At 46.3% G+C, this 22844-nt stretch carries 18 protein-coding genes and 1 pseudogene; 8 read left to right on the forward strand and 11 right to left on the reverse strand.

Going from position 1 to position 22844, the window contains the following annotated elements; all coding sequences use genetic code 11:
* Positions 1 to 49: 49 nt before the first annotated feature.
* Positions 50 to 2410 carry a Lon protease family protein gene (locus tag OCU60_RS22810; protein ID WP_074371968.1) on the forward strand — a complete coding sequence of 787 codons (2361 nt, stop codon included), beginning with the start codon at positions 50 to 52 and terminating at the stop codon, positions 2408 to 2410.
* A 113-nt stretch (positions 2411 to 2523) separates the two neighbouring features.
* Positions 2524 to 2646 (forward strand): annotated as a pseudogene (locus OCU60_RS23070) (GNAT family N-acetyltransferase); the annotation flags it as partial.
* On the opposite strand, the gene OCU60_RS23075 reads toward OCU60_RS23070, so the two are convergent.
* Complete coding sequence (locus tag OCU60_RS23075; RefSeq protein ID WP_083602587.1) at positions 2616 to 2738, reverse strand: Fic family protein; 123 nt, start codon at positions 2736 to 2738, stop codon at positions 2616 to 2618. The pseudogene OCU60_RS23070 and the gene OCU60_RS23075 overlap by 31 nt on opposite strands.
* A 112-nt stretch (positions 2739 to 2850) precedes the next feature.
* Here OCU60_RS23075 and OCU60_RS22820 point away from each other — a divergent pair, with 112 nt between their 5' ends.
* The 3 genes from OCU60_RS22820 to OCU60_RS22830 all read left to right on the forward strand — a co-directional run bounded on the left by OCU60_RS22820 (position 2851) and on the right by OCU60_RS22830 (position 4682).
* Positions 2851 to 3336 (forward strand): GNAT family N-acetyltransferase, encoded by a 486-nt coding sequence (locus OCU60_RS22820; RefSeq protein ID WP_074371969.1) that lies wholly within the window; start codon positions 2851 to 2853, stop codon positions 3334 to 3336.
* A 164-nt stretch (positions 3337 to 3500) separates the two neighbouring features.
* Positions 3501 to 4046: a sugar O-acetyltransferase gene (locus OCU60_RS22825; RefSeq protein ID WP_074371970.1), complete on the forward strand. Its 546-nt coding sequence runs from the start codon at positions 3501 to 3503 to the stop codon at positions 4044 to 4046.
* Between the two features lie 213 nt (positions 4047 to 4259).
* Complete coding sequence (locus OCU60_RS22830; RefSeq protein ID WP_074371971.1) at positions 4260 to 4682, forward strand: MAPEG family protein; 423 nt, start codon at positions 4260 to 4262, stop codon at positions 4680 to 4682.
* A gap of 159 nt (positions 4683 to 4841) precedes the next feature.
* On the opposite strand, the gene OCU60_RS22835 is transcribed toward OCU60_RS22830, so the two are convergent.
* The 4 genes from OCU60_RS22835 to OCU60_RS22850 form a co-directional block, all read right to left on the reverse strand.
* On the reverse strand, positions 4842 to 6062 hold the full coding sequence (locus OCU60_RS22835) for a glycoside hydrolase family 30 beta sandwich domain-containing protein (RefSeq protein ID WP_205410466.1): 1221 nt from the start codon (positions 6060 to 6062) through the stop codon (positions 4842 to 4844).
* Positions 6063 to 6681: 619 nt separating this feature from the next.
* Positions 6682 to 6918 (reverse strand): non-oxidative hydroxyarylic acid decarboxylases subunit D, encoded by a 237-nt coding sequence (locus OCU60_RS22840; protein WP_074371972.1) that lies wholly within the window; start codon positions 6916 to 6918, stop codon positions 6682 to 6684.
* Positions 6915 to 8354 carry a non-oxidative hydroxyarylic acid decarboxylases subunit C gene (locus OCU60_RS22845; RefSeq protein WP_074371973.1) on the reverse strand — a complete coding sequence of 480 codons (1440 nt, stop codon included), beginning with the start codon at positions 8352 to 8354 and terminating at the stop codon, positions 6915 to 6917. Before OCU60_RS22845 ends, OCU60_RS22840 begins: the two co-directional genes overlap by 4 nt.
* The gene (locus tag OCU60_RS22850; RefSeq protein ID WP_074371974.1) at positions 8344 to 8949 is read right to left on the reverse strand and encodes a non-oxidative hydroxyarylic acid decarboxylases subunit B; all 606 of its coding nucleotides are present in this window, start codon (positions 8947 to 8949) and stop codon (positions 8344 to 8346) included. Before OCU60_RS22850 ends, OCU60_RS22845 begins: the two co-directional genes overlap by 11 nt.
* Positions 8950 to 9181: 232 nt before the next feature.
* On the opposite strand from OCU60_RS22850, the gene OCU60_RS22855 reads away from it, so the two are divergent.
* Positions 9182 to 9598 carry a MarR family winged helix-turn-helix transcriptional regulator gene (locus tag OCU60_RS22855; RefSeq protein WP_074371975.1) on the forward strand — a complete coding sequence of 139 codons (417 nt, stop codon included), beginning with the start codon at positions 9182 to 9184 and terminating at the stop codon, positions 9596 to 9598.
* A gap of 247 nt (positions 9599 to 9845) precedes the next feature.
* Here OCU60_RS22855 and lpdD read toward each other — a convergent pair whose 3' ends face one another.
* Positions 9846 to 10241 carry a prenylated flavin chaperone LpdD gene (gene lpdD / locus OCU60_RS22860; protein ID WP_074371976.1) on the reverse strand — a complete coding sequence of 132 codons (396 nt, stop codon included), beginning with the start codon at positions 10239 to 10241 and terminating at the stop codon, positions 9846 to 9848.
* 198 nt (positions 10242 to 10439) lie between these two features.
* On the opposite strand from lpdD, the gene OCU60_RS22865 reads away from it, so the two are divergent.
* Positions 10440 to 10715: a YrhK family protein gene (locus tag OCU60_RS22865; protein WP_074372046.1), complete on the forward strand. Its 276-nt coding sequence runs from the start codon at positions 10440 to 10442 to the stop codon at positions 10713 to 10715.
* Between the two features lie 87 nt (positions 10716 to 10802).
* Here OCU60_RS22865 and OCU60_RS22870 read toward each other — a convergent pair whose 3' ends face one another.
* The gene (locus OCU60_RS22870) at positions 10803 to 11120 is read right to left on the reverse strand and encodes a hypothetical protein (protein ID WP_074371977.1); all 318 of its coding nucleotides are present in this window, start codon (positions 11118 to 11120) and stop codon (positions 10803 to 10805) included.
* A gap of 243 nt (positions 11121 to 11363) precedes the next feature.
* Between OCU60_RS22870 and OCU60_RS22875 the strand changes: the two genes are divergently transcribed.
* Positions 11364 to 14192 (forward strand): FAD-binding and (Fe-S)-binding domain-containing protein, encoded by a 2829-nt coding sequence (locus tag OCU60_RS22875; protein WP_074371978.1) that lies wholly within the window; start codon positions 11364 to 11366, stop codon positions 14190 to 14192.
* A gap of 85 nt (positions 14193 to 14277) precedes the next feature.
* Here OCU60_RS22875 and glgB read toward each other — a convergent pair whose 3' ends face one another.
* The 4 genes from glgB to cyoE all read right to left on the reverse strand — a co-directional run bounded on the left by glgB (position 14278) and on the right by cyoE (position 22834).
* Positions 14278 to 16470, reverse strand: a complete 2193-nt coding sequence (gene glgB / locus OCU60_RS22880) for a 1,4-alpha-glucan branching protein GlgB (RefSeq protein WP_074371979.1) — start codon at positions 16468 to 16470, stop codon at positions 14278 to 14280.
* Between the two features lie 242 nt (positions 16471 to 16712).
* Positions 16713 to 18878 (reverse strand): 4-alpha-glucanotransferase, encoded by a 2166-nt coding sequence (gene malQ, locus OCU60_RS22885; protein ID WP_370738666.1) that lies wholly within the window; start codon positions 18876 to 18878, stop codon positions 16713 to 16715.
* A 105-nt stretch (positions 18879 to 18983) separates the two neighbouring features.
* Complete coding sequence (locus OCU60_RS22890; RefSeq protein ID WP_074371981.1) at positions 18984 to 21437, reverse strand: glycogen/starch/alpha-glucan phosphorylase; 2454 nt, start codon at positions 21435 to 21437, stop codon at positions 18984 to 18986.
* 530 nt (positions 21438 to 21967) lie between these two features.
* Complete coding sequence (gene cyoE / locus OCU60_RS22895; RefSeq protein WP_074371982.1) at positions 21968 to 22834, reverse strand: heme o synthase; 867 nt, start codon at positions 22832 to 22834, stop codon at positions 21968 to 21970.
* Positions 22835 to 22844 lie beyond the last annotated feature (10 nt).

Genomic DNA, 22844 nt, shown 5'->3' on the forward strand with positions numbered 1-22844 from the left:
CAAACAATTACATCTACACTGAATAAAAAAAGGAAGGCGTGAGGGAATCATGGCAATCGAACGACTACAAACACATCAGCTTTATCATGTTGCCAAGCTGGAAAAATTGTCCAGTAAGTCTACAAAAGATTTACCCCCTATCGATGAGATCGTTGGGCAAGAACGGGCACAAAAAGCGGTTGAATTCGCCATGTCGATCAAAGAGAAGGGATACAATATTTACGCCATCGGCAGAAACGGACTCGGTAAACGGACGATGGTTCTACGCTATCTTAACCGTCACCGACACGAGCTGGATGCCCTGTTCGATTGGTGCTACGTCGCTAATTTTACCGAAAGTCGCACGCCGAAAGTCTTAAAACTGCCACGCGGGCTCGGCAATCAGTTGCGTCAGGATATCGAAAAGCTGCTCGAAAAACTGGTGGGGGCGATTCCACTGGCATTCGATAATGAGCTGTATATCGGCCGGGCGGAACAGCTCAAAAATCAGCTCGCCACCAAACAGCAAACCGAGTTAGAGCAAATCACCAAAGACGCGAAGGAAAAAGGTGTCAGTCTGACGATTACTTCGCAAGGCGATTACCAGTTTATTGCCATGAATGGCGATGAGATGCACACCGAATCCACATTTGAGGCATTAACGAAAGAGGAACAGACTTATTTCGGAGAAACAATTGACGAACTGGAAATCAAACTGCGGAATATGGTTCGCCAACTCTCAGAGTGGGAAGAAAGTTACAACGAAAAAATCAAAAAGCTCAATGATGGCGTCACCGGTGAAGTGCTCAATCACTTTATCAAAAAACTCAAAAAAAATTATTCGGGTTATCCGGAAATCAAAACCCATCTTGAAGATCTGCGCAAAGATATTATCGATAATGTCGATATCTTTCTTGAAGAAAGTGGCGAACAAGGCGAGATCGCGGCAGCCGCGCTGGACAAAAAATTACCGCGTCGCTACAAAGTGAATGTATTGGTCAGTCATCCGGAAGATTGCTTCCCGATCGTGGTTGAAGAGAATCCGAATTATCACTCGCTGTTCGGCTATATTGAAAACGCTACCTATAAAGGAACCGTATTCACCGATTTTTCACTGATTCGCTCAGGGAGTTTACACCGTGCCAATGGCGGCGTTCTGCTCATGGACGCAATTAAGGTGTTGGAACGTCCCTACGTCTGGGACGGCTTGAAGCGTGCCCTGCGTTCACGTCAGATCAGCATGACGTCGCTGGAGAGAGAAGTCACGTTAAGTGGTGCGATTTCGTTGGATCCTGAACCCATTCCACTGAATGTGAAAATCATTCTGTTCGGAGATTATCGAACCTACCAACTGCTGACGAATTATGATCCTGAGTTCGGTGAGCTCTTCCGGGTCACCGCTGATTTTGAGGATGAAATGCTCCGCAACGCAGACTCGGAACTACAATATGCGCGATTTATCTCCAGCTTCGTGCACGACAACAACTTGCTACACTGTGATCGCAAAGCGATGGGGCGCATCATTGAACACAGTTCCCGCATTGCCGGGGATCAAAATAAGCTGTCGTTGCACTCAGCGCATATCGCGAATCTGCTACGCGAATCAAACTATGTTGCCAAGCAAGCCAACTCGAATATGATTCGTCAGGGACATGTTGACGCAGCACTGCACAATCAGGAACTGCGGGTCAACCGTATCCAGCATAATGTGATGGAAGGGTTTCTCAACGGCACCACGTTGATGCAGACAGAAGGACATGCAATTGGTCAAGTGAACGCGCTGTCGGTACTCAGTACCACCGATCATATGTTTGGCGTACCGAATCGCATTACGGCAACCACCTGTTACGGTGAAGGCGACATTATCGATATCGAACGGAGCGTTGATCTCGGTGGCAGTATTCACTCAAAAGGCGTGATGATCCTCACCGCATACCTCCATTCGGTACTGGGTAAGAATGCCAAACTCCCCCTCACCACAACACTGACCTTTGAGCAATCCTATGGGGGTGTCGATGGTGACAGTGCCAGTATGGCGGAGTTCTGTGCCATCCTTTCTGCTTTCTCAAAACAGCCCAACCGGCAGGATATCGCGATTACCGGCTCGATGAATCAGTTTGGAGAATCGCAGCCGATTGGCGGGGTGAATGAAAAAATTGAGGGGTTCTTCGATGTATGCACCATCAAAGGCCGTCACCCACAACAGGGGGTGATTATCCCCCGCTCCAATGTACATAACCTGATGTTACGTCATGATATTGTCAATGCGATTGAAAAGCAGGAGTTCCATATCTGGGCGATTAACCATGTTACCGACGCGATCGAAATCTTCACCGGCAAACCCGCCGGCATTGCAACTGAAGACGCTAGTTATCCGATCAATTCGATCTTTGGCATTGCCCAAGCCAAACTCAACGCAATGCGCAAGTAAGCAGCGTATGAGTCGGGGTAAATTGCGCTTTACCCCGCTCCCATTTTCTTGCAGGCCCGACTCACAGCCCATCAAAAGCTTTATGGGTCTGGCTTAAGAAAACGGTAGAACAGCAATTTAACCATGTGATGTCAACCAATGAAGTCGCTGTCAGGTTATGGCAGAAGCTCGGTTTTACGATCATAGGAACCATTCCGAAAGCCTATCAGCACGCTCGATTAGGATTTGTTGATAGCGACATCAAATCGATAAGCAATCGGCTAATTCTACCATTACCTTCCCTGAAGGGGTGGATAAGGATAAATTCTAGGCGGGCATAAAAAATAATTCAATGCAACGGACCATTCACTCTTAGAGACAAAATATTTTTGTGAGCAAGCCTACTATTTTTTATAATTATGATTATCCATAAGATATTGAATTTATTAATGAAGGCAACAATGAAGATACAAAGCTACTCACCAGAATGGGCCAGAGAGATTGCTGACTTGTTTTATCAGTCGGTACATGCCATTGATCCTTCGGTATATACTCCTGAACAAAAGGAAGCTTGGGCCCCGACACCGATTAATTATCAGTTGTGGTCTGAGCGACTCAGTTACAAGCAACCATTTGTGGCAATCATTGACAACCGTGTTGCCGGTTTTATCGAACTCGATAGTGATGGCCATATTGATTGCACCTATACACATCCAGATTTTCAGGGCAGCGGTGTTGCCGCTTCACTTTATGAACACTTACTTGCAAAAGCGACAGAAGCCGGTATTGAACGCTTATATGTTGAGGCATCACTTATTGCTCAAACTTTTTTCGAACGCCGTGGCTTTGCTGTGATCAAGAAGAATGAAGTACAACGCAACGGCGAGTCTCTCATCAATTTTTCAATGGAAAAGTATCTTCGCCCGAATCATCAGACATCGGTGTAAAGTGTGAATTGGCATGAGTGAGTAACACTTGAAGTTGCATGCTGATTTGACGACGTTTGCTGAGGGGCGTGAAAATGGGAGCACATACACATCGTTGTCGTTTCATCACTGATATTTTAAAATCATGTAAGTGACGACATGCATACTTAAATGGTGATAAAAATATGAGTGAATTTGAGAAAATGAGTTTAGGTTTGGAATTCGATGCAACCAGTTCCGAATTTACAGAGTTGAGAAATGAAGCGTTTGATTTACTGAAAGACATAAATTCGCGTCAATTTGAAGCGGCTAAACCTTACGTTGCCCAGCTATTCAAGCATGTGGGAGAAAATACGATCGTGTGTCCGCCATTCCTCTGTGAATATGGGAAAAACATTTCTATCGGTAGCAATACCTACATCAACATGGGTGTAACGATGCTGGATAATGCACCGATCACTATCGGCAATGATGTTTTAATTGGCCCAAGTGTCCAATTTTATACGCCGACCCATTCGTTAGATCATCGCCAACGTAAAAATTGGAAATTTCAGTGCTTGCCGATCGTCGTCGAAGATGATGTCTGGATCGGGGGAAATGCCGTGATTTGCCAAGGTGTCACCATCGGTGCTCGCTCAGTGATTGCAGCAGGCTCTGTAGTGACCAAAGATGTTGCGCCAGACACCTTAGTGGGTGGCGTACCGGCTAAATTCATCAAAACCACCAGATAATTCACCACTAACAAACTCAGGCCCCTTTTCAACTGGCGGTATCTGATTCTTATCCGACTTCCGCTTGAAACAGTTGTTGTGTCATCAAGTGGAAAAAGAAGATACCTTAATCGAAGATACCTTCGATTCCTGCTTTCCGGACAGCCATTCGCTTGAGCCTTTCTATGAACAAGAGATTGGTTTAACCGTTGGGCAATATAACGAGGAGAAAATATGACTTCTATAGATTTATATACCGCATCTTACTGGGGTATTTTTGTTATGCTGATTACATGGCTGATTCAAAGTCTTGTGGCATCTGTATCGAAAGGCTCTCAGCCAGGAGCAGTCCCCGGGAAAATTGACGAATCACTGAGTCACGACTCATTTGTTTTCAGATCTCACCGTACTTTTATGAACTCGCTGGAAAATCTTCCAATGATGTTGGGAACAGCATTTTTAGCTATTTTAGTGGGCACAAATGTATTCTGGACGGGGGTTTTTATCTGGGTTTTTGCCGGGGCGAGAATTGTGCATATGGTGCTTTACTATGCCATTGCCACAGAAACCAACCCTAGTCCGCGTTCCTATTTCTTCTTACTCGGTTTATTGTCCCATATATGTTTACTTGTGTTATGTGCTCTAGCCCTTGTCTGACTAAGTCAGGTAACCACCAGACTCACGATACGCAAGAGATAACCAAACGAGCCGACAAACAAGTATCCTGAATCATCAAACGAACCTTGAGCCACCATTGTACTCAAGGTTCATTTTAAAGGTAAAAGGTGAAGGGGGATTCACCTTTACCGACATCAATTACTCAGATACAAATGTGAGCACTGACCAGGGGTCTGCATAAGCAGTAAAGCGATTGTTACTCACTGCGTATTTGCCGCCATAACTTACGTTCTTCGACGCTGAAGTCACATATTTTGTCATTGAACCAACAGTGCCGTTTTGCAGCGTAAATTTCAGCTCTTTATGAGAGTTGCTTCGGTTGACAACCGCAACAACCAGTTTGCCGGATCTGTTTTTATAAGCAGTCACATAGACATTACTTTCTGGAACTTCAGTTGCCGCAATACGCACATCACCCGGACGAATGAATTTTGAGTATTGTGACATCACATAACCACGTTTACTGATGTTACCATTTTCAGTTAACAAGCCATAGCTACGACGAATATACCACCAGATATAAGCGCTATAGTTCGCAACCATACTTTGATGCAGCTCTAAACCAACATCCATAGCTTTGTTCCAGTTGTTTGCATCTTCATTATCGGTATAGTGCTCTGTCATCCAGAGTTTTTTACCTTTTTGTAATGCAAGCGGATAATTTTTCGGTTTCACACCATATAAGTGACCACCGATAATATCAACATGGTTACGGGCTACATAGTTATTTAGAATCGGATCAGAAAGGGCAGGATTAAAACCTAATGATTCAGGCGCTAAAATTTTAAGCGAAGAGTCCAGTCGCGATCCTTGAGAATTTAAATAATTGACGAAATCTGCACCAGACCAGTCACAAGACTCATAATTAGGGTGCCAGTCTGGTTCATTTTGGATTGACAACGCGTAAATCGGTGCATTTCTACCTGCCATATAATGGGTAAAATCCATTAAATGGTCGGTATATCCCCAATAATGTTCTTTTTTAAGTTTACCACCATTATTGACGTTGTTATTGGTCTTCATATAAGCCGGTGGAGACCAAGGTGTTGCCAATAGTTTGGCACCATAAGAATGCGCAATTTGAGCAACCGGTACTTGTCTGTACCATTGGTTTGAATCAGGATCGATACGCATACGCATGATGGATAAACCCATTTGACCATTACCATTACCAAATGCCGTCGTCGCCTGTGCCGATGTTAAATCATTAATCCAACCTGGTGCATTCATGCCTCCAAACCCATCAATTTCTTGATATTCGGCATTAAAATTCACGTATACAGAACCAGCAACGGCACTTAAGCTCATCGAACTAAGCAAAAAAACCGTTGAAATCCCTAGTAATTTTTTCATCTCCATATTTGTCCAACCTTGTTAGCGAGTGTTAAATATTATATGGCAGACATCACTGCCAATTGATTGACTCAACCAGACATAAATGTCTGACTGAGTAAAACGTAGTGAGAACAACTTAATAAAATAAATCACTGTAAAACAGACCCCAATATTTCTATATTAGGTGGTTCTGTCAACTATGCCATCCTATATAATATATATAATCCAAAAAAAATCAGAATATATGACTAACACCCAGTAATTACAGGGTAATAAAATATATTTAATTCAATAAAGACCTTGTTTATTGTGATGTGAGTCGTACCGAATTCAATACCATTAAAATCAATACATTCATTTGCCATGAATTGGTTCAAATCATATTACTCATTGAGTTTTCATCAAAAAATCAATGCGGGACATTACTTGTTGATATATAAATAAAAAAATATATCATAAAATTCAAAACTTAATTTCTATAAAATATAAGGCAAATTTCACCTTAGCATGCACACTAAAAAATCGCGCCCAGATAAAATATAAAAATCTGAACCGGAACGATTCGATAAGGACGGTTCAAAGCAAAACAAAAGAGAGCCCCCCGAGTCGGGGTAGGCTCTCTGATACTTTTCCTTCTCTGGGATTACCGTTCATTCTCAGGGAGTAATGGAGGGATTTCCGGTAGTAGTATCGCGTTATCGATATCTGCCTGTGTCATTTTAAATGCATCAGGAAAATGCTCGCGACTTATCCGTCTGAGCGGTTCTGTAGAACGCCAAGTATACAAGCATCGTTGGCATTGATAGACCGTCCATACATCGGGGACCGGTGACAGAGCAAGTGTCATTATCTCTTTATGGGCACAGCGTGGACAAATCATTGTTTACCTTCCTTTGCTTCGTCAAGCATACGCGTTAATTTGGATACCCACTCTTGCGTCTCAGGTAGATCTTTCACAGGCATCCCGTAGTTTCCTCGATTATCCGGAGCAACCGGCGTTGTCGCATCGATAATCAATTTATCCGTCATCCCCGCCGGTGATGAGCCGGGATCCAGTTCCAGTACCGACATATTATTCAGTTGAACCAAGTCACCTGCCGGGTTCACTTTCGATGACATCGCCCACATCACTTGTTTTAAATCGAAAGGATCCACATCTTCATCGACCATAATGACCATTTTGACGTAGCCAAGACCATGCGGTGTGGTCATGGCACGCATCCCGACCGATCTGGCAAAACCTCCGAAACGTTTCTTCGTCGAGATAATCACCAGTAAACCATGTGTGTACATGGCATTCACCGCTTGGACTTCAGGAAACTCAGCTTTGAGTTGTTGGTACAAAGGGACGCAAGTCGCAGGCCCAATCAAATAATCAACCTCGGTCCACGGCATTCCGAGATATAAAGATTCGAAAATTGGATTGCTCCGGTAAGAAACCTTATCAATTCTGACGACTGCCATTCTCCGGCCACCGGAATAATGTCCGGTAAACTCACCGAATGGCCCTTCGATCTCACGGACACCACACTCAATAACCCCTTCGAGCACAACTTCAGATCCCCAAGGCACATCAAATCCGGTCAACGGTGCTTTCACAATCGGATAAGGCGCTTCTCTGAGAGCCCCCGCCATATCGTATTCAGACTGATCATATTTAAGTGGTGTTGCGCCCATCAGCGTGATGATTGGATCATTACCGAGCACGATCGACACTGGCAGATCCTCTCCCCTCTCCTCTGCTTTATGCAAATGAATCGCAATGTCATGCATCGGAATCGGCTGCAAACCCAACTTTCTTTTGCCTTTGACTTCCAGCCGATAAATCCCGACATTTTGCTTATCAAAGTTTTCTGGATCCGTCGGATCCCGAGAAACTGTACATGCCTTATCGAGATAGAATCCGCCATCCCCATCGTTGAGCCGGAAAAGAGGCAGAATCTCAAACAGATTGATCGCTTCACCATCGACGGTATTTTCTGCCCAAGGCGGGTTGTCCCGATATACAGGCGCCACCGGGAAATTATCCCAACGGCGAATAAATTCATCGATCTGTTTTTTCACCGGTGTATTGGGTGGTAACCCAATTGATATCGCGTGATTTGGCCATGATCCAACGGTATTCATCGCCACTCTGGCGTCGGTAAATCCCTCGATATTATCGAACCAAAGTGCCGGTGCACCGTCACCAATTCTTCCGGCCGCATTAGCCGCAGCGCCAATATCCGGTTCCGCTTTAACCTGCTCGGTAATTCTCAGCAGCTGGCCTTGCTCTTCTAACGCATTTAAATAACTTCTTAAATCATCAAAAATCATTAACGATTTCCTCATCATGTCTATTGGTTCTTTGAGAAAGACCTTGCCAGCGTTTTGCAAACGGAGCATCTAGGCCAAACTGGTCCAGCACTCTCGTCACAATATGCTGTTTAATATCCTCGACAGACTCAGGTCGGTTGTACCACGCTGGCATGGGGGGCACCATCGAGACGCCCAATTTGGCAAGCGCGAGCATATTTTCTAAGTGGATCGGATTGAGCGGCATTTCGCGAGGAACAAGCACCAATCGACGTTGCTCTTTTAAGATCACATCAGCAGCCCGACCAATTAAACCCTCAGCATATCCGGATCGGATACCAGCCAAAGTCTTCATACTACAAGGCATAATGATCATGCCGTCTGTTCTGAATGAACCGGATGAGATCGCAGCCGCCTGATCCGCGGAATGATAAGTCACATCGGCCAAGAGACTGACTTCTCTGGCGGTCATCGACGTTTCGAGTTCAATCGTCGTTTTTGCCCAACGCGACATCACAAAATGTGTTTCTACATCCGGGATTTGCTGTAAAGCCTGCAACAGCGTGACAGCCAAAGGGGCCCCGGTAGCACCTGTCATTCCAACAATTAGCCTCATACACCCTCAAAATTGTGATTGAAAATATTGTTCGCATACGAACAATATGGTTAAACTAAATCTTATATACACAAAAAGCAATATTAAAATTTCAAATCAGTGATACCTCAGTTCCCTTGCAGCGACTTGGGTATATAATTAACAAAATACGTAATGAATGGATATTTTGCATGACGATATTATGCATAACATTGTGCTTCTCTTTCATTAAGACCAAGGATAACCTGAACAGATGACTCAACCATTAGATTCAGCCGTATTTCACTTAATGCGAAAACTATTTCAAGAACATACGTCCTATTGGCAAGAAGCATTACCCCATGTGACGAAACCACAGTTTTCAGTTTTACATGCGATTGCTCAATCTCCGGGAATTGAACAAGTTGATCTTGTGGAGGCAGCCATTACCACCAAAGCAACATTAGCAGAACTACTGGGTAGAATGGAGAAACGGGGGCTGATTAACCGACAGCATAGTACGCAAGATAAAAGACGCCGTTTTGTCTATTTAACTGCGGAAGGCGAAAAGCTTTACCATGACTCAATGGTCGTCGTTCAGTCACTCGATATGCGGTTTCTGAGTCGTATCCCAGCAGCGGATCATCAACAGTTGTTACGTATTCTGAATACATTATCTGTCAGCCGTTAAGCACAGCGCCAAACCGTCAAAAGCACCGACAACTTGTCAGTGCTTTTGCATTATCGCTTCTTGTCGGAAGCATCAGCCGCCGGCAACCCACTGATGCTTGGTTTTGATACTGGAAATCAGATAGGACAACAGGAATAGGAAATTTTCGCGGCGAATATCGCGCTAACGCATCAAAAGATAAAATGAAAAATCGTAGTCTTAACGGTTAATAATTTTTATAACAATCAACCAATCCATCGCTTTTCAGTCAGGCTTGCAAACGGTCAATCAGTTGATGAACCAAGGTATCCACCATGTCAGGAATCTGCGTAAGATGCTCCGGCTTCGCCTGATCGATATGAATCCCACAACTGACCGAAACAACACAATTGAGGGCAGCAGCCATCACCTGAGCCGTACGATGCGCAAGCAGATCTTCTTTGTGGCCTAATACACACAGCACCGACGTCGATGCACTCACCTTCGATGCATCTTGCAAGCTTGCCCGCGGTTGCGCCAGTGCCACAGCACCGACATGTGCTGCATCACCACCATGGATGGTCACGAGCAAATCCCGACCCACGCTAACAGCAACTAAATCAATCACAATCCCGTCAGCTTCCAGTTTTAACTGCACAATGTGATCGGATGGATATGGCGTCATATATGTTGTCTCCCTATTTTCAATGATGACTTTCGTGTGGGCTTAGGGGATTATACCTGAGGGGATGAAAAATAAACCACAATTGAGGAGAGTGTGTTTGTTTTTGTTGTGAAAATGTTACCCTGACAATCAAGATACACGCCTGAGCAACTCAGATTGCTTCAGTCAACTCAATCAGTGCACGATGGAGGCATAGTGATTCATACAACAAAGACAAAGCTGGACATCAATATCGGTGGCGAACATCTGGTCATCCAGCAACGTTATGAGGCATTGAGTGCCTTCAATGATCTGCTCATTGCGATCTGGTTTCTGATCGGTAGCTTCTTTTTCTTAAACGATTCGTTGGTTGAAAGCGGGACTTGGCTATTTATCGCCGGTAGTGCTCAGCTCCTGATCAAACCATTGATCAAACTAACTAGCCTGGTTCATCTTTATCGCATTCAAAACCGCTACAATGATGCGCAACAGTGATGAGCGGCAACGATAAAATGACATCGGCTCCCACATATTCACGTGAGAGCCGATGACTCAGGACCAATAATCAGAAAATGACGAGCGTTATTTCTCTTGATGCTTATCATTGCCTGCATCTGAAGAATCTCCGATCACACCCTGACTCATTTCAGGCGCTTCTCCCATCATTTCTTGATCAGTTTTCGGTGCAGTTGGCTCATATGAACCCTGACCATCATTATCCATCGTCTGAACACCGTCCATTGTCGCTGGATCGCCCGCATCCATGGTTGCAGAATCTGTTTGCTCGCTGCTGGACGTGGTTTTTTCAGTGGTTGCATTATCATCGTTACATGCCGTTAGGCCGAAAGCAATTGCGGTTGTTAGTAGCATCATGGCAATCGGGTTTGATAGTTTAGACATACTTATCTCCTGTTTTTCGAACGGCTGATGCGTTCACACATTAAATCAACTGGAGCCAGTGTAGTGAATTACGCAGAGAAGATTTCAAATTTCAGGTCAAGAGTTCGTACTCATTGTGTAAGAAATCAAACATTTCCCTGACCTGAAAAATAAACTGTGTTGCAAACAACAGATCAAGGCATCGAAAAACAGCTATATTGATTATTCGTGAATCCCATCATAAAAAATCAAATAGGTAGAATCATGCAATGTCAGCCCTCGGAAGTTTCTGCACCATACCAGAATCTCATCTCCCGCTTATCCTCTCGGCTTGCGCCTGAATGTATTATCACGCAGCCGGAGCAACGGTTAGCCTACGGCACCGATGCCAGTTTTTATCGTTTAATCCCACAAGTCGTACTCCGGTTGAAAAATGTCGATGAGGTCATATTTACTCTACGCATTTGCTATGAACTCGATATTCATCTGACATTCCGGGCTGCGGGCACCAGCCTGTCCGGACAGGCTGTTTCAGATTCAGTGCTGGTGACCCTGACCGATGACTGGCGCAACTATCAGATTTCAGAGCAGGGTCATCAGATCAGACTGCAACCCGGCGTGATCGGAGCGGACGCGAACCGCTATCTGGCCCCCTACCAACGAAAAATCGGGCCGGATCCGGCATCGATCAATGCATGTAAGATTGGAGGAATCGCTGCCAATAATTCCAGTGGTATGTGCTGTGGCACCGCGCAGAATTCGTATCAGACCATTGCAGACATTCACATTATTTTTGCTGACGGAAATGAACTCAATACGGCTGATCCCGAGAGCGTTCAAACCTTCAAACAACAAAATCCAGCGTTGATCAGCGGGATTCAGACGCTCTGCGAACAAACACGGCAGAACCACCAACTGACCGATTTGATTCGGCATAAATACCGCCTGAAAAATACCACCGGTTACGCACTCAATGCGCTGATTGATTATACCGATCCGATTGACGTGATTAAGCATTTGATGATCGGCTCCGAGGGAACGCTGGGATTCATTGCCGAAATCACCTACCACACCGTGGCAGAACATCCGTTTAAAGCTTCAGCGCTGCTGGTTTTTCCCGACATCGAGCAAGCCAGTCAGGCCGTCACAACACTCAAAACAACCCCAGTGGCTGCTGTGGAAATGATGGATGGCCGCTCACTCCGGGCAATCGCTGATAAGCCGGGTATGCCGGATTTCATCGCCACGCTGGATGAACATGCGACCGCATTACTTATTGAATCTCATAGTCAGAGTGAAGCGCAACTCACGATGCAGTGTGATCAGGTCATGCAGCAGCTCGCGACTTATTCGATTCTGGAATCTGTCCCATTTACCACCGATCAACAGACGGTCACCACACTGTGGGGAATTCGTAAAGGGCTTTTCCCGGCAGTTGGTGCAGTGCGTGAAACCGGCACCACGGTGATTATTGAAGATGTGGCCTTTCCGATTGAACATCTGGCCGGTGGTGTGCGCGATTTGCAGACGTTATTTAACAAACATCACTACCATGAAGCGATTATTTTCGGTCATGCACTGGAAGGTAATTTGCATTTTGTCTTTACACAAGGCTTCGACCAACCGGAAGAAATTGCACGGTATAGCGCGTTTATGGATGATGTCGCGCAACTGGTCGCGGTGAAATACGGTGGCTCACTGAAAGCAGAACATGGCACCGGGAGAAACATGGCGCCTTATGTTGAGCTGGAGTGGGGAAAATCGGGTTACGCACTGATGCAACAGATAAAGAAATTATTTGACCCCACAGACAGGCTCAACCCCGGAGTGATTATCAATGCGGATCCGCAGGCACATGTCCAACATCTCAAACCCATGCCACCAGCCAACCCATTGGTTGATCGCTGTATTGAATGCGGTTTTTGCGAGGCAGTCTGCCCGTCCCGAACACTGACACTCTCCCCGCGGCAACGAATTGTGCTGTACCGGGAATTACAGCATCGCCGTACGCTTGAAGACAGCACTGACGTTCAGGCGTTAGAACAAGCCTTTGAATATCAGGGAATCGATACGTGTGCCGCAACAGGCTTGTGTGCGACACGTTGTCCGGTCGGCATTAATACCGGTGATTTAGTGAAACAACTGAGAACCGAGAAATACCATCGCTATGATTCTATTGCCCGGTGGACCGCGAACCATTTCACCACGACGACACAACTTGCCAAAACAGGATTAAAACTGAATGCATCGGCAACACGTCTGCTTGGTGCGAAACGAATGCAGCACTGGAATCAACGCTTACGTCACCATATGCAAATACCGAAGTGGTTGCCAGAAATCCCGACGCCAAATCGTGATGCTATCGCCAAGCACCGTGACAGTCCGGCTAAAAATAAGGTTGTCTACTTTCCGTCCTGTGCCAGCCGAACCATGGGAACAACGCCACAAGGCGAGGATCAACGCGCGCTCACTGAAGTCACACGTCGGTTGCTGAATAAAGCCGGATTTGAAATCATCATCCCCAACCATTTAAACGAACAGTGCTGCGGGATGCCTTATGACAGTAAAGGGATGACAGCACACGCCCAACACAAAGCGCATCAGTTAGAGCAGGCTTTACTCGATGCCTCTGAACAGGGTCGCTATCCGGTTCTGATGGACACCAGCCCGTGTGTACAGCGACTGAAAACCGAATTGCGTTCAACGATACCACTCTACGAACCGGCCGAGTTTGTCAGTCGCTACCTGTTGGAATTGCTGACCATTACCCCAACCGAAGAAACGATTATGCTTCACATTACCTGTAGTGCCCGAAAAATGGGATTGGAAGATGTGATGTTAAAATTGGCTCAGGCCTGTGCCCGTGAGGTCATCGTCCCGGAACATATTCAGTGTTGTGGCTGGGCCGGAGACAAAGGCTTCACCACACCAGAATTGAATCAGGCCGCATTACAACCGTTGAAAAGTCAGATACCGCCGGGTTGTAAACGCGGCTTCAGCCATAGCCTGACCTGTGAAATCGGCCTTTCACACCACAGCGGTATTCCTTATCAATCCATTCTGTATCTGGTGGATGAAGTGTCCGGGGGATAAAGTCTCCGCCAAGATCTGCGCCTGACAAATAACAGCCCGATTTACAATGTAAATCGGGCTGTTATGCTGTCGTGTTCTACAAACACTAAGATTCTAATTTATAATAGACCGTCGCCAATGGCGGAATCCGTAACAATAAAGAGTGCGTCAGTCCCTGACTCTCTACCGTTTCAGTTGTCGCAACACTGACCACCTTGTACCCACTACCGCAATATTCCTGGTCATCTGAGTTCAACATCAGACGGTAGTTCCCCTGCACCGGCATTCCCAAACGGAAATCATCATGCGGGACTGGGGTAAAATTACTGATAACCAGAATCCGCTCACCGGATTCACTGATGCGTTCATGGGCCAAAATACTGATCTCTGCGGCATCCCCGAGGCGCCACTCGAACCCTTCCGGCACAGAATCACTCTCATATAATGCTTTTTCCTGACGATACAGGGCATTCAAATCCTGAGTCAGCTTCAGCACCCCCTGATGCCGTTCATATTCCAACAAGAACCATTGAAGCTGGCTCTCATGTTGCCACTCTCCGGTTTGCCCGAATTCAGTCCCCATGAAGTTGAGCTTCTTACCCGGTTGACCATACATGTAACCGAGGTAAGCTCTGAGATTGGCGGTCTGTTGCCATTCGTCCCCCGGCATTTTGTCATGCAGAGACCGCTTACCGTAAACCACTTCATCGTGAGAAAGCGACAGAATATAGTTCTCACTGAATGCATACAACAGCGGGAATGTGACCACATTATGATGGTATTTACGGTGTACCGGGTCGTGCTGAATATACTCAAGACTATCGTGCATCCAGCCCATATTCCATTTAAAACCGAACCCTAGCCCACCGAGAAATGTCGGCATTGAAACCCCGGGAAACGCGGTCGATTCTTCAGCAATGGTCATGGCATTGGGGAAATGTTTATACACTTCCTCATTCATCCATTTTAATGTCGCGATGGCATCATAATTCTCCCGTCCCCCGTCAACATTCGGGATCCATTGATCATGACTGCGCGAATAATCGAGATAAAGCATGGAAGCGACGGCATCAACCCGAATGCCATCAATGTGGAATCGGTCAAACCAGTACAATGCGTTAGAAACCAGAAAACGGCGCACATGTTCACGTCCCATATCATAGATATAAGAGTTCCAGTCCTGATGCCAGCCACGACGTGGATCCGGGTCGTGATAGAGCGGTGTCCCGTCAAAATTATTCAGGCCATGTCCATCGGCTGGGAAGTGCGCCGGCACCCAATCCAATACCACACCGATATTCGCTTGATGACACTGATCGACAAAATACTTGAAGTCATCGGGTGAACCATAACGGCTGGTCGGTGCAAACAAGCCGATTGGCTGGTAGCCCCACGACCCATAAAAAGGATGTTCGGCCACCGGCATCAGCTCAACATGGGTATATCCCATATCGGTCAGATAAGGCACCAACAGATCAGCCAGCTCCCGATAGTTAAGAAATTGCTCATCAGGACCAAGTTTCCAGGAACCGACATGCAATTCATAAAATGACAATGCTTCTTTGCGTTTTTCCGTGATTGGCCGGTTTTGCCAACCCTCATCCTGCCAGACATAACGCGCATGATCATAAGTCACAGAAGACAATGACGGGAACTGTTCTGCATAAAAACCCCATGGATCGGCTTTATGAGGCAGCCCCTCACCATTCGGGCCTTTGAGCTCAAATTTGTATTGTGTGCCTTCCGTCATTTCCGGGATAAAAATACCCCAGATCCCATAATCAAGTCGCTGCATCGGGTAACGACGTCCATCCCACTGGTTAAAGTTGCCGATCACAGAACAAGATGAAGCGTGTGGCGCATAGACTAAAAAGCGAACCCCCTCGATCTGCTTGCCGCCCCGCTCCAGCGTAACGAACTGCGCACCAAGATGTCGATACATGGCAATCGGGGTGTGTAAATGGTCGTATTCGGCATAGATTGCATGATACTGATATGGGTCATCAAGGATCTGCTCTCCCCCTTTCCAGCGCACCAACAAGCGGTAGTGGGTCAGGCGTAACCCCATGTCCGACTGAAGAATAAAACCGCCATTCTCTTCTGGCGACATTTCAATCGGGTCTTGTTCATCGAGTAACACGAAGACTTGGAGCGCTCCGGGCATCCATACGCGAAGAACCCCTTGCTCAGGAGAGATAAATGGCCCTAAAAAGGCAAATGGATCAGCAAATGAAGCCTGTGCCAGTTTCTGATAAGTCTGCTGCTTTTTTGTCAGCTTCTGTTTCTGAACGGTTTTCAATATCCTTACTCCTAGCCTAACGAACCTATCTGTTTACCCATAAGCAGACCGATCCCCTATCTTGACGCGGTCAAATCTCCGGGTGCTATCGATCTGTTAATAAAATCGGTCTGTTAATAAAATCGATCTGTCACTAAAACCGATCTGTTGATAAAACGACCTAATCTGCAGTTTACAAAACAACCCGATACGATTGAGTGACTGCAATTCAATTTATAGATGATGCCTGTCACAACCTATCGTTATTGTGCTCTCATCGCTGAAATTCGTGCTGCCAGCCGTTGTATCGCCGGCTGTGAAAATAATGTTTCTAACGGTTGACTGAGCTTACGCCGCCAGTTGGGATATTCCGCAACCGTTCCCGGAATATTGACGGGGTTATCCATTTGTAACCAATCTTCCAGTTGAATACTCATCAGTGCTGATGTACCGGCAGCCATATGTAAATGCATTGCCTCACACAGCGCTTCACTCATCGGTACAGTCATCGCATCCCGTCCGACACTTTCAGGCAGTAAACCATGCCAAGCGATCGAATCCAAAATCGCTTGTTTATGATGTAAACGGACATCCATTCTGAATTTAAATTGCGCCTCATCGGGATAAAGCCCGATATCGCGTCCCATATTCAAATCCAGGCAGTGCCAGAACCCTCGTAACGTCGGCATATCATGAGTACATAATGCAGACATCGACTGAGCGGTATAATGAGCCGGAGAAAAATATCCCCCGTCTTCAGCCGTTTGAAAAAAGAAAATTTTATAGGAATAAATACCGGCATCCGCTAACAGAGAAACGATTTCCTGCGGGACGGTGCCTAAATCTTCACCAATGATACTGCACTGATGGCGGTGAGATTCGAGTGCTAAAATAGCGAGTAATTCATGGACGCGATAATAAAGATAGGCCCCTTCCGTCGCCTTTTCTGCCCGGGGGATCCACCAGAGTCGCAACAATCCCAGAATATGGTCGATCCGCAAGGCTCCACAAGATTTCATGTTGGCGCGCAGGAGCTGAATAAAGGGTTCATAGGCCTGATGTCTGAGCGTCAGTGGATTGAGTGGCGGCAGTCCCCAGTTCTGCCCAAGTGGTCCCAGTTCATCGGGCGGCGCACCAATACTGACATCGAGTAATAAATCTCCCTCATCTGCCCATACTTCAGCGCCGGATTCAGCCACACCGACCGCAAGATCGCGATAGAGTCCGATCACCATCCCCTGCGCTTCAGCGGCACGTTGGACTGCCTGTATTTGTTCATCGGCGATCCATTGCATGTAGAGATACAAATTGATGCGCTCCTGATTTTCGCGCAAATAATCTTGCACCGCTGCACTGTGAAAATGCCGATAGTGCTCGGGGAACACCTGCCATCCCCAAATATCGGCATCTTGCTCACACAGGTCAGCATGAATGGCATCAAAGGCGGCCTGCGATAGTAAAGACTCACCACCTTGCTCAACAAAATCATGGAATGCCTGTCCACGTTCAGTTAAGGAATCCAAATGCTGATGTTTGAACGTTGCATAGAGCAGCGGCAGAATGTCCATTTTCAGCGCAGTAACATCGGTATACTGAACCCACTCACTGGCTCTTGCTGCGCTCAGGCGTTGGCAGAAATCGGGACTCGATATCTGTTGCTGTGCCTGTGGACAGTCGTTCAATTCAGGAATCGCACTCACATCAATGTATAGAATATTCATCCAACGGCGAGAAGAAGGACTGTAGGGGCTGGCACTTTCAGGATAGGCCGGGAACAAAGCATGAATGGGGTTTAAGCCGACAAAATTTGCGCCCAATTCCGCCATTTTGATGACCAGTCGTTTCAAGTCACCGAAATCACCAATCCCCCAGTTCTGTTGTGAACGCAGGGTGTACAATTGCACACTGGGGCCCCACAATTTCTCACCTTGTTGCAATGCCGGTTGTTTGAAACACGCCGGGGGCGCGACAATAATTCTGGCCTGGTAAGGACTCTGACGCCCTTTGCGTAGCACAAATAAGGTGTGATAACCCATGGGAAGCGCCATCGATAAAGAAAAAACCAGCGGCCCGCCTTCATCACGCGCATCGCTGACAATCTGTGACTGAAGGTAACCTTCGTAACGCTCTCCTTGCTCTGTTTCCAGCGTCCATTGAAAATCACTTTCTCTCGCACTACTACCCAAATGTAATGGCACTTCGATGACCTGATCAGCCTGACCAAACAAAACCGGCTCCAGAATCGGCTGTTTATGAATTCTCTCCGCTGAATGAAGTAATGCTTCCTGTGACTGAGTCTCATAGCCTAACGCATTGAGTAAGTATTCAAGCGTCTGACGACTCACAGCCGCTTTTTTACCTAAATTACTGGTATAGTGATCGGCAATCCCGGCTTGGCGGGCGACCGCCAATAAGCGGTCTTGTTCAATTTCCATGGCTGCTCCCCCTGATATAGAAGTGATGACGTTTTCAGTCACTGTTCACGTTCGATGGTCAGCCGTTATCTACAACCACCGGCAAACCGCGCCATCGCCTTAGCGAGGGACCGATTTAAGCTTCCATATCTGATCGACATAATCACGAATACTTCGGTCAGAACTGAATTTTCCGACCAAGGCGGTATTCAATATGGCTTTTTTCGCCCATCCTGCCGTATCGCGATACTGCGCATCAATCTGACCATGCGCCTCGATATAAGAGGCAAAATCAGCAAGCACCAAGTAAGGATCACCACCATCTAAAAGGCTTTCATAGGTAGCTTTGAGTTTTCTCGGCTCTCCGGGAGTAAATTCTTCACCATTTAGTAAATCAAGCGAGGCTTTGAGCAACGGATCCGCATTGTAGTAATGAAATGGGTTGTACCCGCTGGCTTTGAGACGATTGATATCCTCGACTTCTAATCCAAAAATATAGATATTCTCATCGCCAACTTCTTCACGGATCTCAACGTTTGCGCCATCCATCGTCCCGATCGTCAATGCACCATTCAGCGCCATTTTCATATTACCGGTCCCGGACGCTTCTTTACCGGCAGTTGATATTTGCTCAGACACATCTGCTGCCGGAATGATAATCTCAGCCATACTGACCCGATAATCGGGAATGAACACAATTTTCAATTTGTCATTCACCCGCTCATCACTGTTGATACTCTCCGCGATCTTATTAATCGCATAGATAATCTCTTTGGCAAGGTAATAGCCCGGCGCAGCTTTAGCAGCAAAAATGAACACGCGGGGCACCATGTCAAAATCAGGATGATTGAGCAATCGATGGTACAGCGAAAGAATATGCAACATATTCAAATGTTGCCGCTTATACTCATGAAGCCGTTTAATCTGCACATCGAAAATAGCGTCGGGATTCAGCTCAATATCCATATTACTTTTGACCCACTTGGCCAAACGCACTTTGTTGTCTTTTTTGACCGCCATAAATGCCCGCTGAAACTCGGCATCATCGGCCCATTGAGATAACTGTGCTAGCTCATCCAGCGCAACGGGCCAGTTATCCCCTATTTTTTCGGTAATGAGATGGGATAACCCCGGATTACAATACTGCAACCAGCGCCGCGGGGTGATGCCATTGGTGACATTCTTCAGCCGATTCGGATACAGTTCATTAAATTCGGGAAACAGGTCTTGTTTCACCAACGCAGAGTGTAGCGCAGCAACCCCATTGACCGCATAAGCTCCGACAACAGAAAGGTTTGCCATTCTCACCATCCGGTGAAAGCCTTCCTGAATAATCGAAAGCTTCTGCTGCTTATCACCATCCCCAGGCCATTTTTTCCGGACTTCCTGTAAAAAACGGTGATTAATTTCATAGATGATTTCCATATGGCGCGGTAGCAGACGCTGGATCAATGCTTCATCCCATGTTTCCAACGCTTCAGGCAACAACGTATGATTGGTATAGGCAAATGTCTGACTACAAATGCCCCATGCGTCCTCCCAAAGCATGTTTTGTTCATCGACAAAAATCCGCATCAATTCAGGGATAGCAATGGCTGGGTGGGTATCATTGAGCTGAATCGTTTCATACTGGGGCAACTCGGCCAGTTGATGTCCTGCCGCCTGATGACGACGCAGAATATCCCGGACAGAAGCAGCACTGTGAAAATACTGCTGCATCAAACGCAGTGTCTTACCTTTTTCATGGTTATCATTCGGATAGAGCACTTTGGTAATGTTGCCGGCATCAATCAAGCCGTGTTGTGCTTCAAAGTAGTTGCCGTTGTTAAAGCTTTCTAAAGAAAATGGCGCAATCGCCCGACACTCCCATAAACGCAGCGGATACACGGTCTCACTTTTATATCCGACCACCGGAATATCCCACGGCATTCCCTTAACCGTCATGCCCGGAACCCATTTGCGTCTTTCTTGCCCATCAACCGTTTCGGTGGTGACATAACCGTAGAAACCAATTTCCTGTGCCAGTTCTGGCCGTGCAACTTCCCACGGATATCCTTCGATCCCACACCAAGCATCCGGGGCTTCTTTCTGATGGCACGCTTCAAACGACTGTTTGAACAAGCCATATTCATAGTGCAGTCCGTAACCGACTGTCGGAAATTCCTGAGCTGCCAGTGAATCCATAAAACAAGCAGCCAAACGTCCTAAACCACCATTCCCCAATGAAGGATCCCGCTCTTCTTCAAGCAGATCGGTTAAATCGAGCCCCAGTTCAGCCACGGCGTCACCAATGGCCTCGTAAACGCCCATATTGAGTAAGTTATTACCGGTCAAACGACCAACCAGAAATTCCAGAGAAAGATAATTGACACTTTTTGCATTCAGAATTCGTTCATCCTGCTCAGTTTCCAGTAGATCAAATGTGGTGAGTTCTGCCAACGCACGGGACATAGCCAAATACCAAGAGCGCTTGGTCGCATTTTCGACGGTTGTCGCATAAGTTGATGTCAGATGACGCTTTACATTCTCCAAAAATAGCGTCTTATCAAACGACTTCTGCAATACTGCTTTCATCGTAACCCCTCCCAAACAGGTAACGAGCTGACTGAAATCCGTCTCCGCCAGTTCAGGGACGAAGATATGTCGGATACGAAGCAACTGTCGCAGTCACTTCCGTTCAGTCATAAAAATCATATGGTATACAGCAGACTTACCATGTTGAGGTGTGATAGATGTCAACTTCTGTGTTGAACACGATTCACAATACCTTTAGATAGTAACCTTAGTCGTTAAATTGAACTCCTTGTGTCATTTTCAGTTAAGAAAGTCTACAAAAAGTGACAAATATCACATATTGATAACATAATATCGGCTCAAAGTACCAGAGATATGATCTTTTTTTTCTCAATTTTTCGTCTTAACCAGACAGAGTCATGGTACTTCAGCATAACGACATCGAAATGTAAGTAAATACTTACATTCAAATCAAGCGTTATTCAAAAAAGCGTATAGGCAAGAGACATTCACAGATGTGTGATTGAAGGTGATAAAAATAAAGGCATCGAATGATGCCTTTACAATTCTCATATGAAGATGTGTACGAGTCAGAAACTCAGTGGAATCAGTTCAATACCGAGAACAGCACTAAAACTCATCACCACAATCAACGAGTGTTTGAACACCGCTTTTGACCATGCTTCGAAGTTATCCGACGTCATACGCCGGAATGTCACTCGGGTCCACATCAAGCAAACAACCGAGGCGACCACCAAGTATTCGTAACTTGTATTACCGACGAGGTATAACCCCAGCGCAACAACATTGAAGGCAACCACATAAGCTATCATATGTTTGCGAGCCTTATCGATCCCTGCAACCACCGGCAGTACCGGAATCCCGGCCTGACGATAGTCCTGCAGTCTGAACATCGCGATCGCATAAGAGTGCGGCATCTGCCATAGACAAAATAAGCTGAACAGCAAAACACCTTCCAGACTGATGTAGTTAGTGACTGCCAGATAACCCGCCAATGGTGGCACTGCGCCAGAAATACTCCCAACCAATGTGCCGTATACAGACGTCCGCTTGTACCACATCGTATAAAAGAATACGTAAAAGACATAGCCCAATAAAACCACAACAGCGGTCAGCGGGTTAGTCTGTTGGTACAGCAGCGCTGTTCCGGCGAGTAGCAAGACAATGGCGTAGATGAATGCATGATCGACATTAATCTCACCGCGCACCAACAATCTCTGACTGGTACGTGCCATTTTGCTATCAATATCACGGTCAAAAATATTATTGATGACACACCCTGACGCGATGACCAAAGCCACACCGGCCAACGTACAAAGCAGTAACATTGATGTTGCTGATTCAGCCTTGGCTGCGAGAAAAAATCCCGCAGCCGTAGAGATCAGGTTACCAACGATAATGCCCGGTTTGGTGATCGACAGATACCCTTTAATCATCAGTCTGCGC

It is taken from the genome of Vibrio spartinae, from assembly GCF_024347135.1.
Lineage (GTDB): Bacteria > Pseudomonadota > Gammaproteobacteria > Enterobacterales > Vibrionaceae > Vibrio > Vibrio spartinae.

Excerpts from the sequence above, each read along its gene's own strand:
- OCU60_RS22825 (WP_074371970.1), top strand. The coding sequence starts at position 3,501 with ATGAGTGAATTTGAGAAAATGAGTTTAGGTTTGGAATTCGATGCAACC.
- OCU60_RS22855 (WP_074371975.1), top strand. The coding sequence starts at position 9,182 with ATGACTCAACCATTAGATTCAGCCGTATTTCACTTAATGCGAAAACTA.
- cyoE (WP_074371982.1), bottom strand. The coding sequence starts at position 22,834 with ATGATTAAAGGGTATCTGTCGATCACCAAACCGGGCATTATCGTTGGT.
- OCU60_RS22830 (WP_074371971.1), top strand. The coding sequence starts at position 4,260 with ATGACTTCTATAGATTTATATACCGCATCTTACTGGGGTATTTTTGTT.
- OCU60_RS22850 (WP_074371974.1), bottom strand. The coding sequence starts at position 8,949 with ATGAGGCTAATTGTTGGAATGACAGGTGCTACCGGGGCCCCTTTGGCT.
- lpdD (WP_074371976.1), bottom strand. The coding sequence starts at position 10,241 with ATGACGCCATATCCATCCGATCACATTGTGCAGTTAAAACTGGAAGCT.
- OCU60_RS22820 (WP_074371969.1), top strand. The coding sequence starts at position 2,851 with ATGAAGATACAAAGCTACTCACCAGAATGGGCCAGAGAGATTGCTGAC.
- OCU60_RS22870 (WP_074371977.1), bottom strand. The coding sequence starts at position 11,120 with ATGTCTAAACTATCAAACCCGATTGCCATGATGCTACTAACAACCGCA.
- OCU60_RS22810 (WP_074371968.1), top strand. The coding sequence starts at position 50 with ATGGCAATCGAACGACTACAAACACATCAGCTTTATCATGTTGCCAAG.
- OCU60_RS22890 (WP_074371981.1), bottom strand. The coding sequence starts at position 21,437 with ATGAAAGCAGTATTGCAGAAGTCGTTTGATAAGACGCTATTTTTGGAG.
- OCU60_RS22875 (WP_074371978.1), top strand. The coding sequence starts at position 11,364 with ATGCAATGTCAGCCCTCGGAAGTTTCTGCACCATACCAGAATCTCATC.
- OCU60_RS22840 (WP_074371972.1), bottom strand. The coding sequence starts at position 6,918 with ATGATTTGTCCACGCTGTGCCCATAAAGAGATAATGACACTTGCTCTG.
- OCU60_RS22835 (WP_205410466.1), bottom strand. The coding sequence starts at position 6,062 with ATGGAGATGAAAAAATTACTAGGGATTTCAACGGTTTTTTTGCTTAGT.
- OCU60_RS22845 (WP_074371973.1), bottom strand. The coding sequence starts at position 8,354 with ATGATTTTTGATGATTTAAGAAGTTATTTAAATGCGTTAGAAGAGCAA.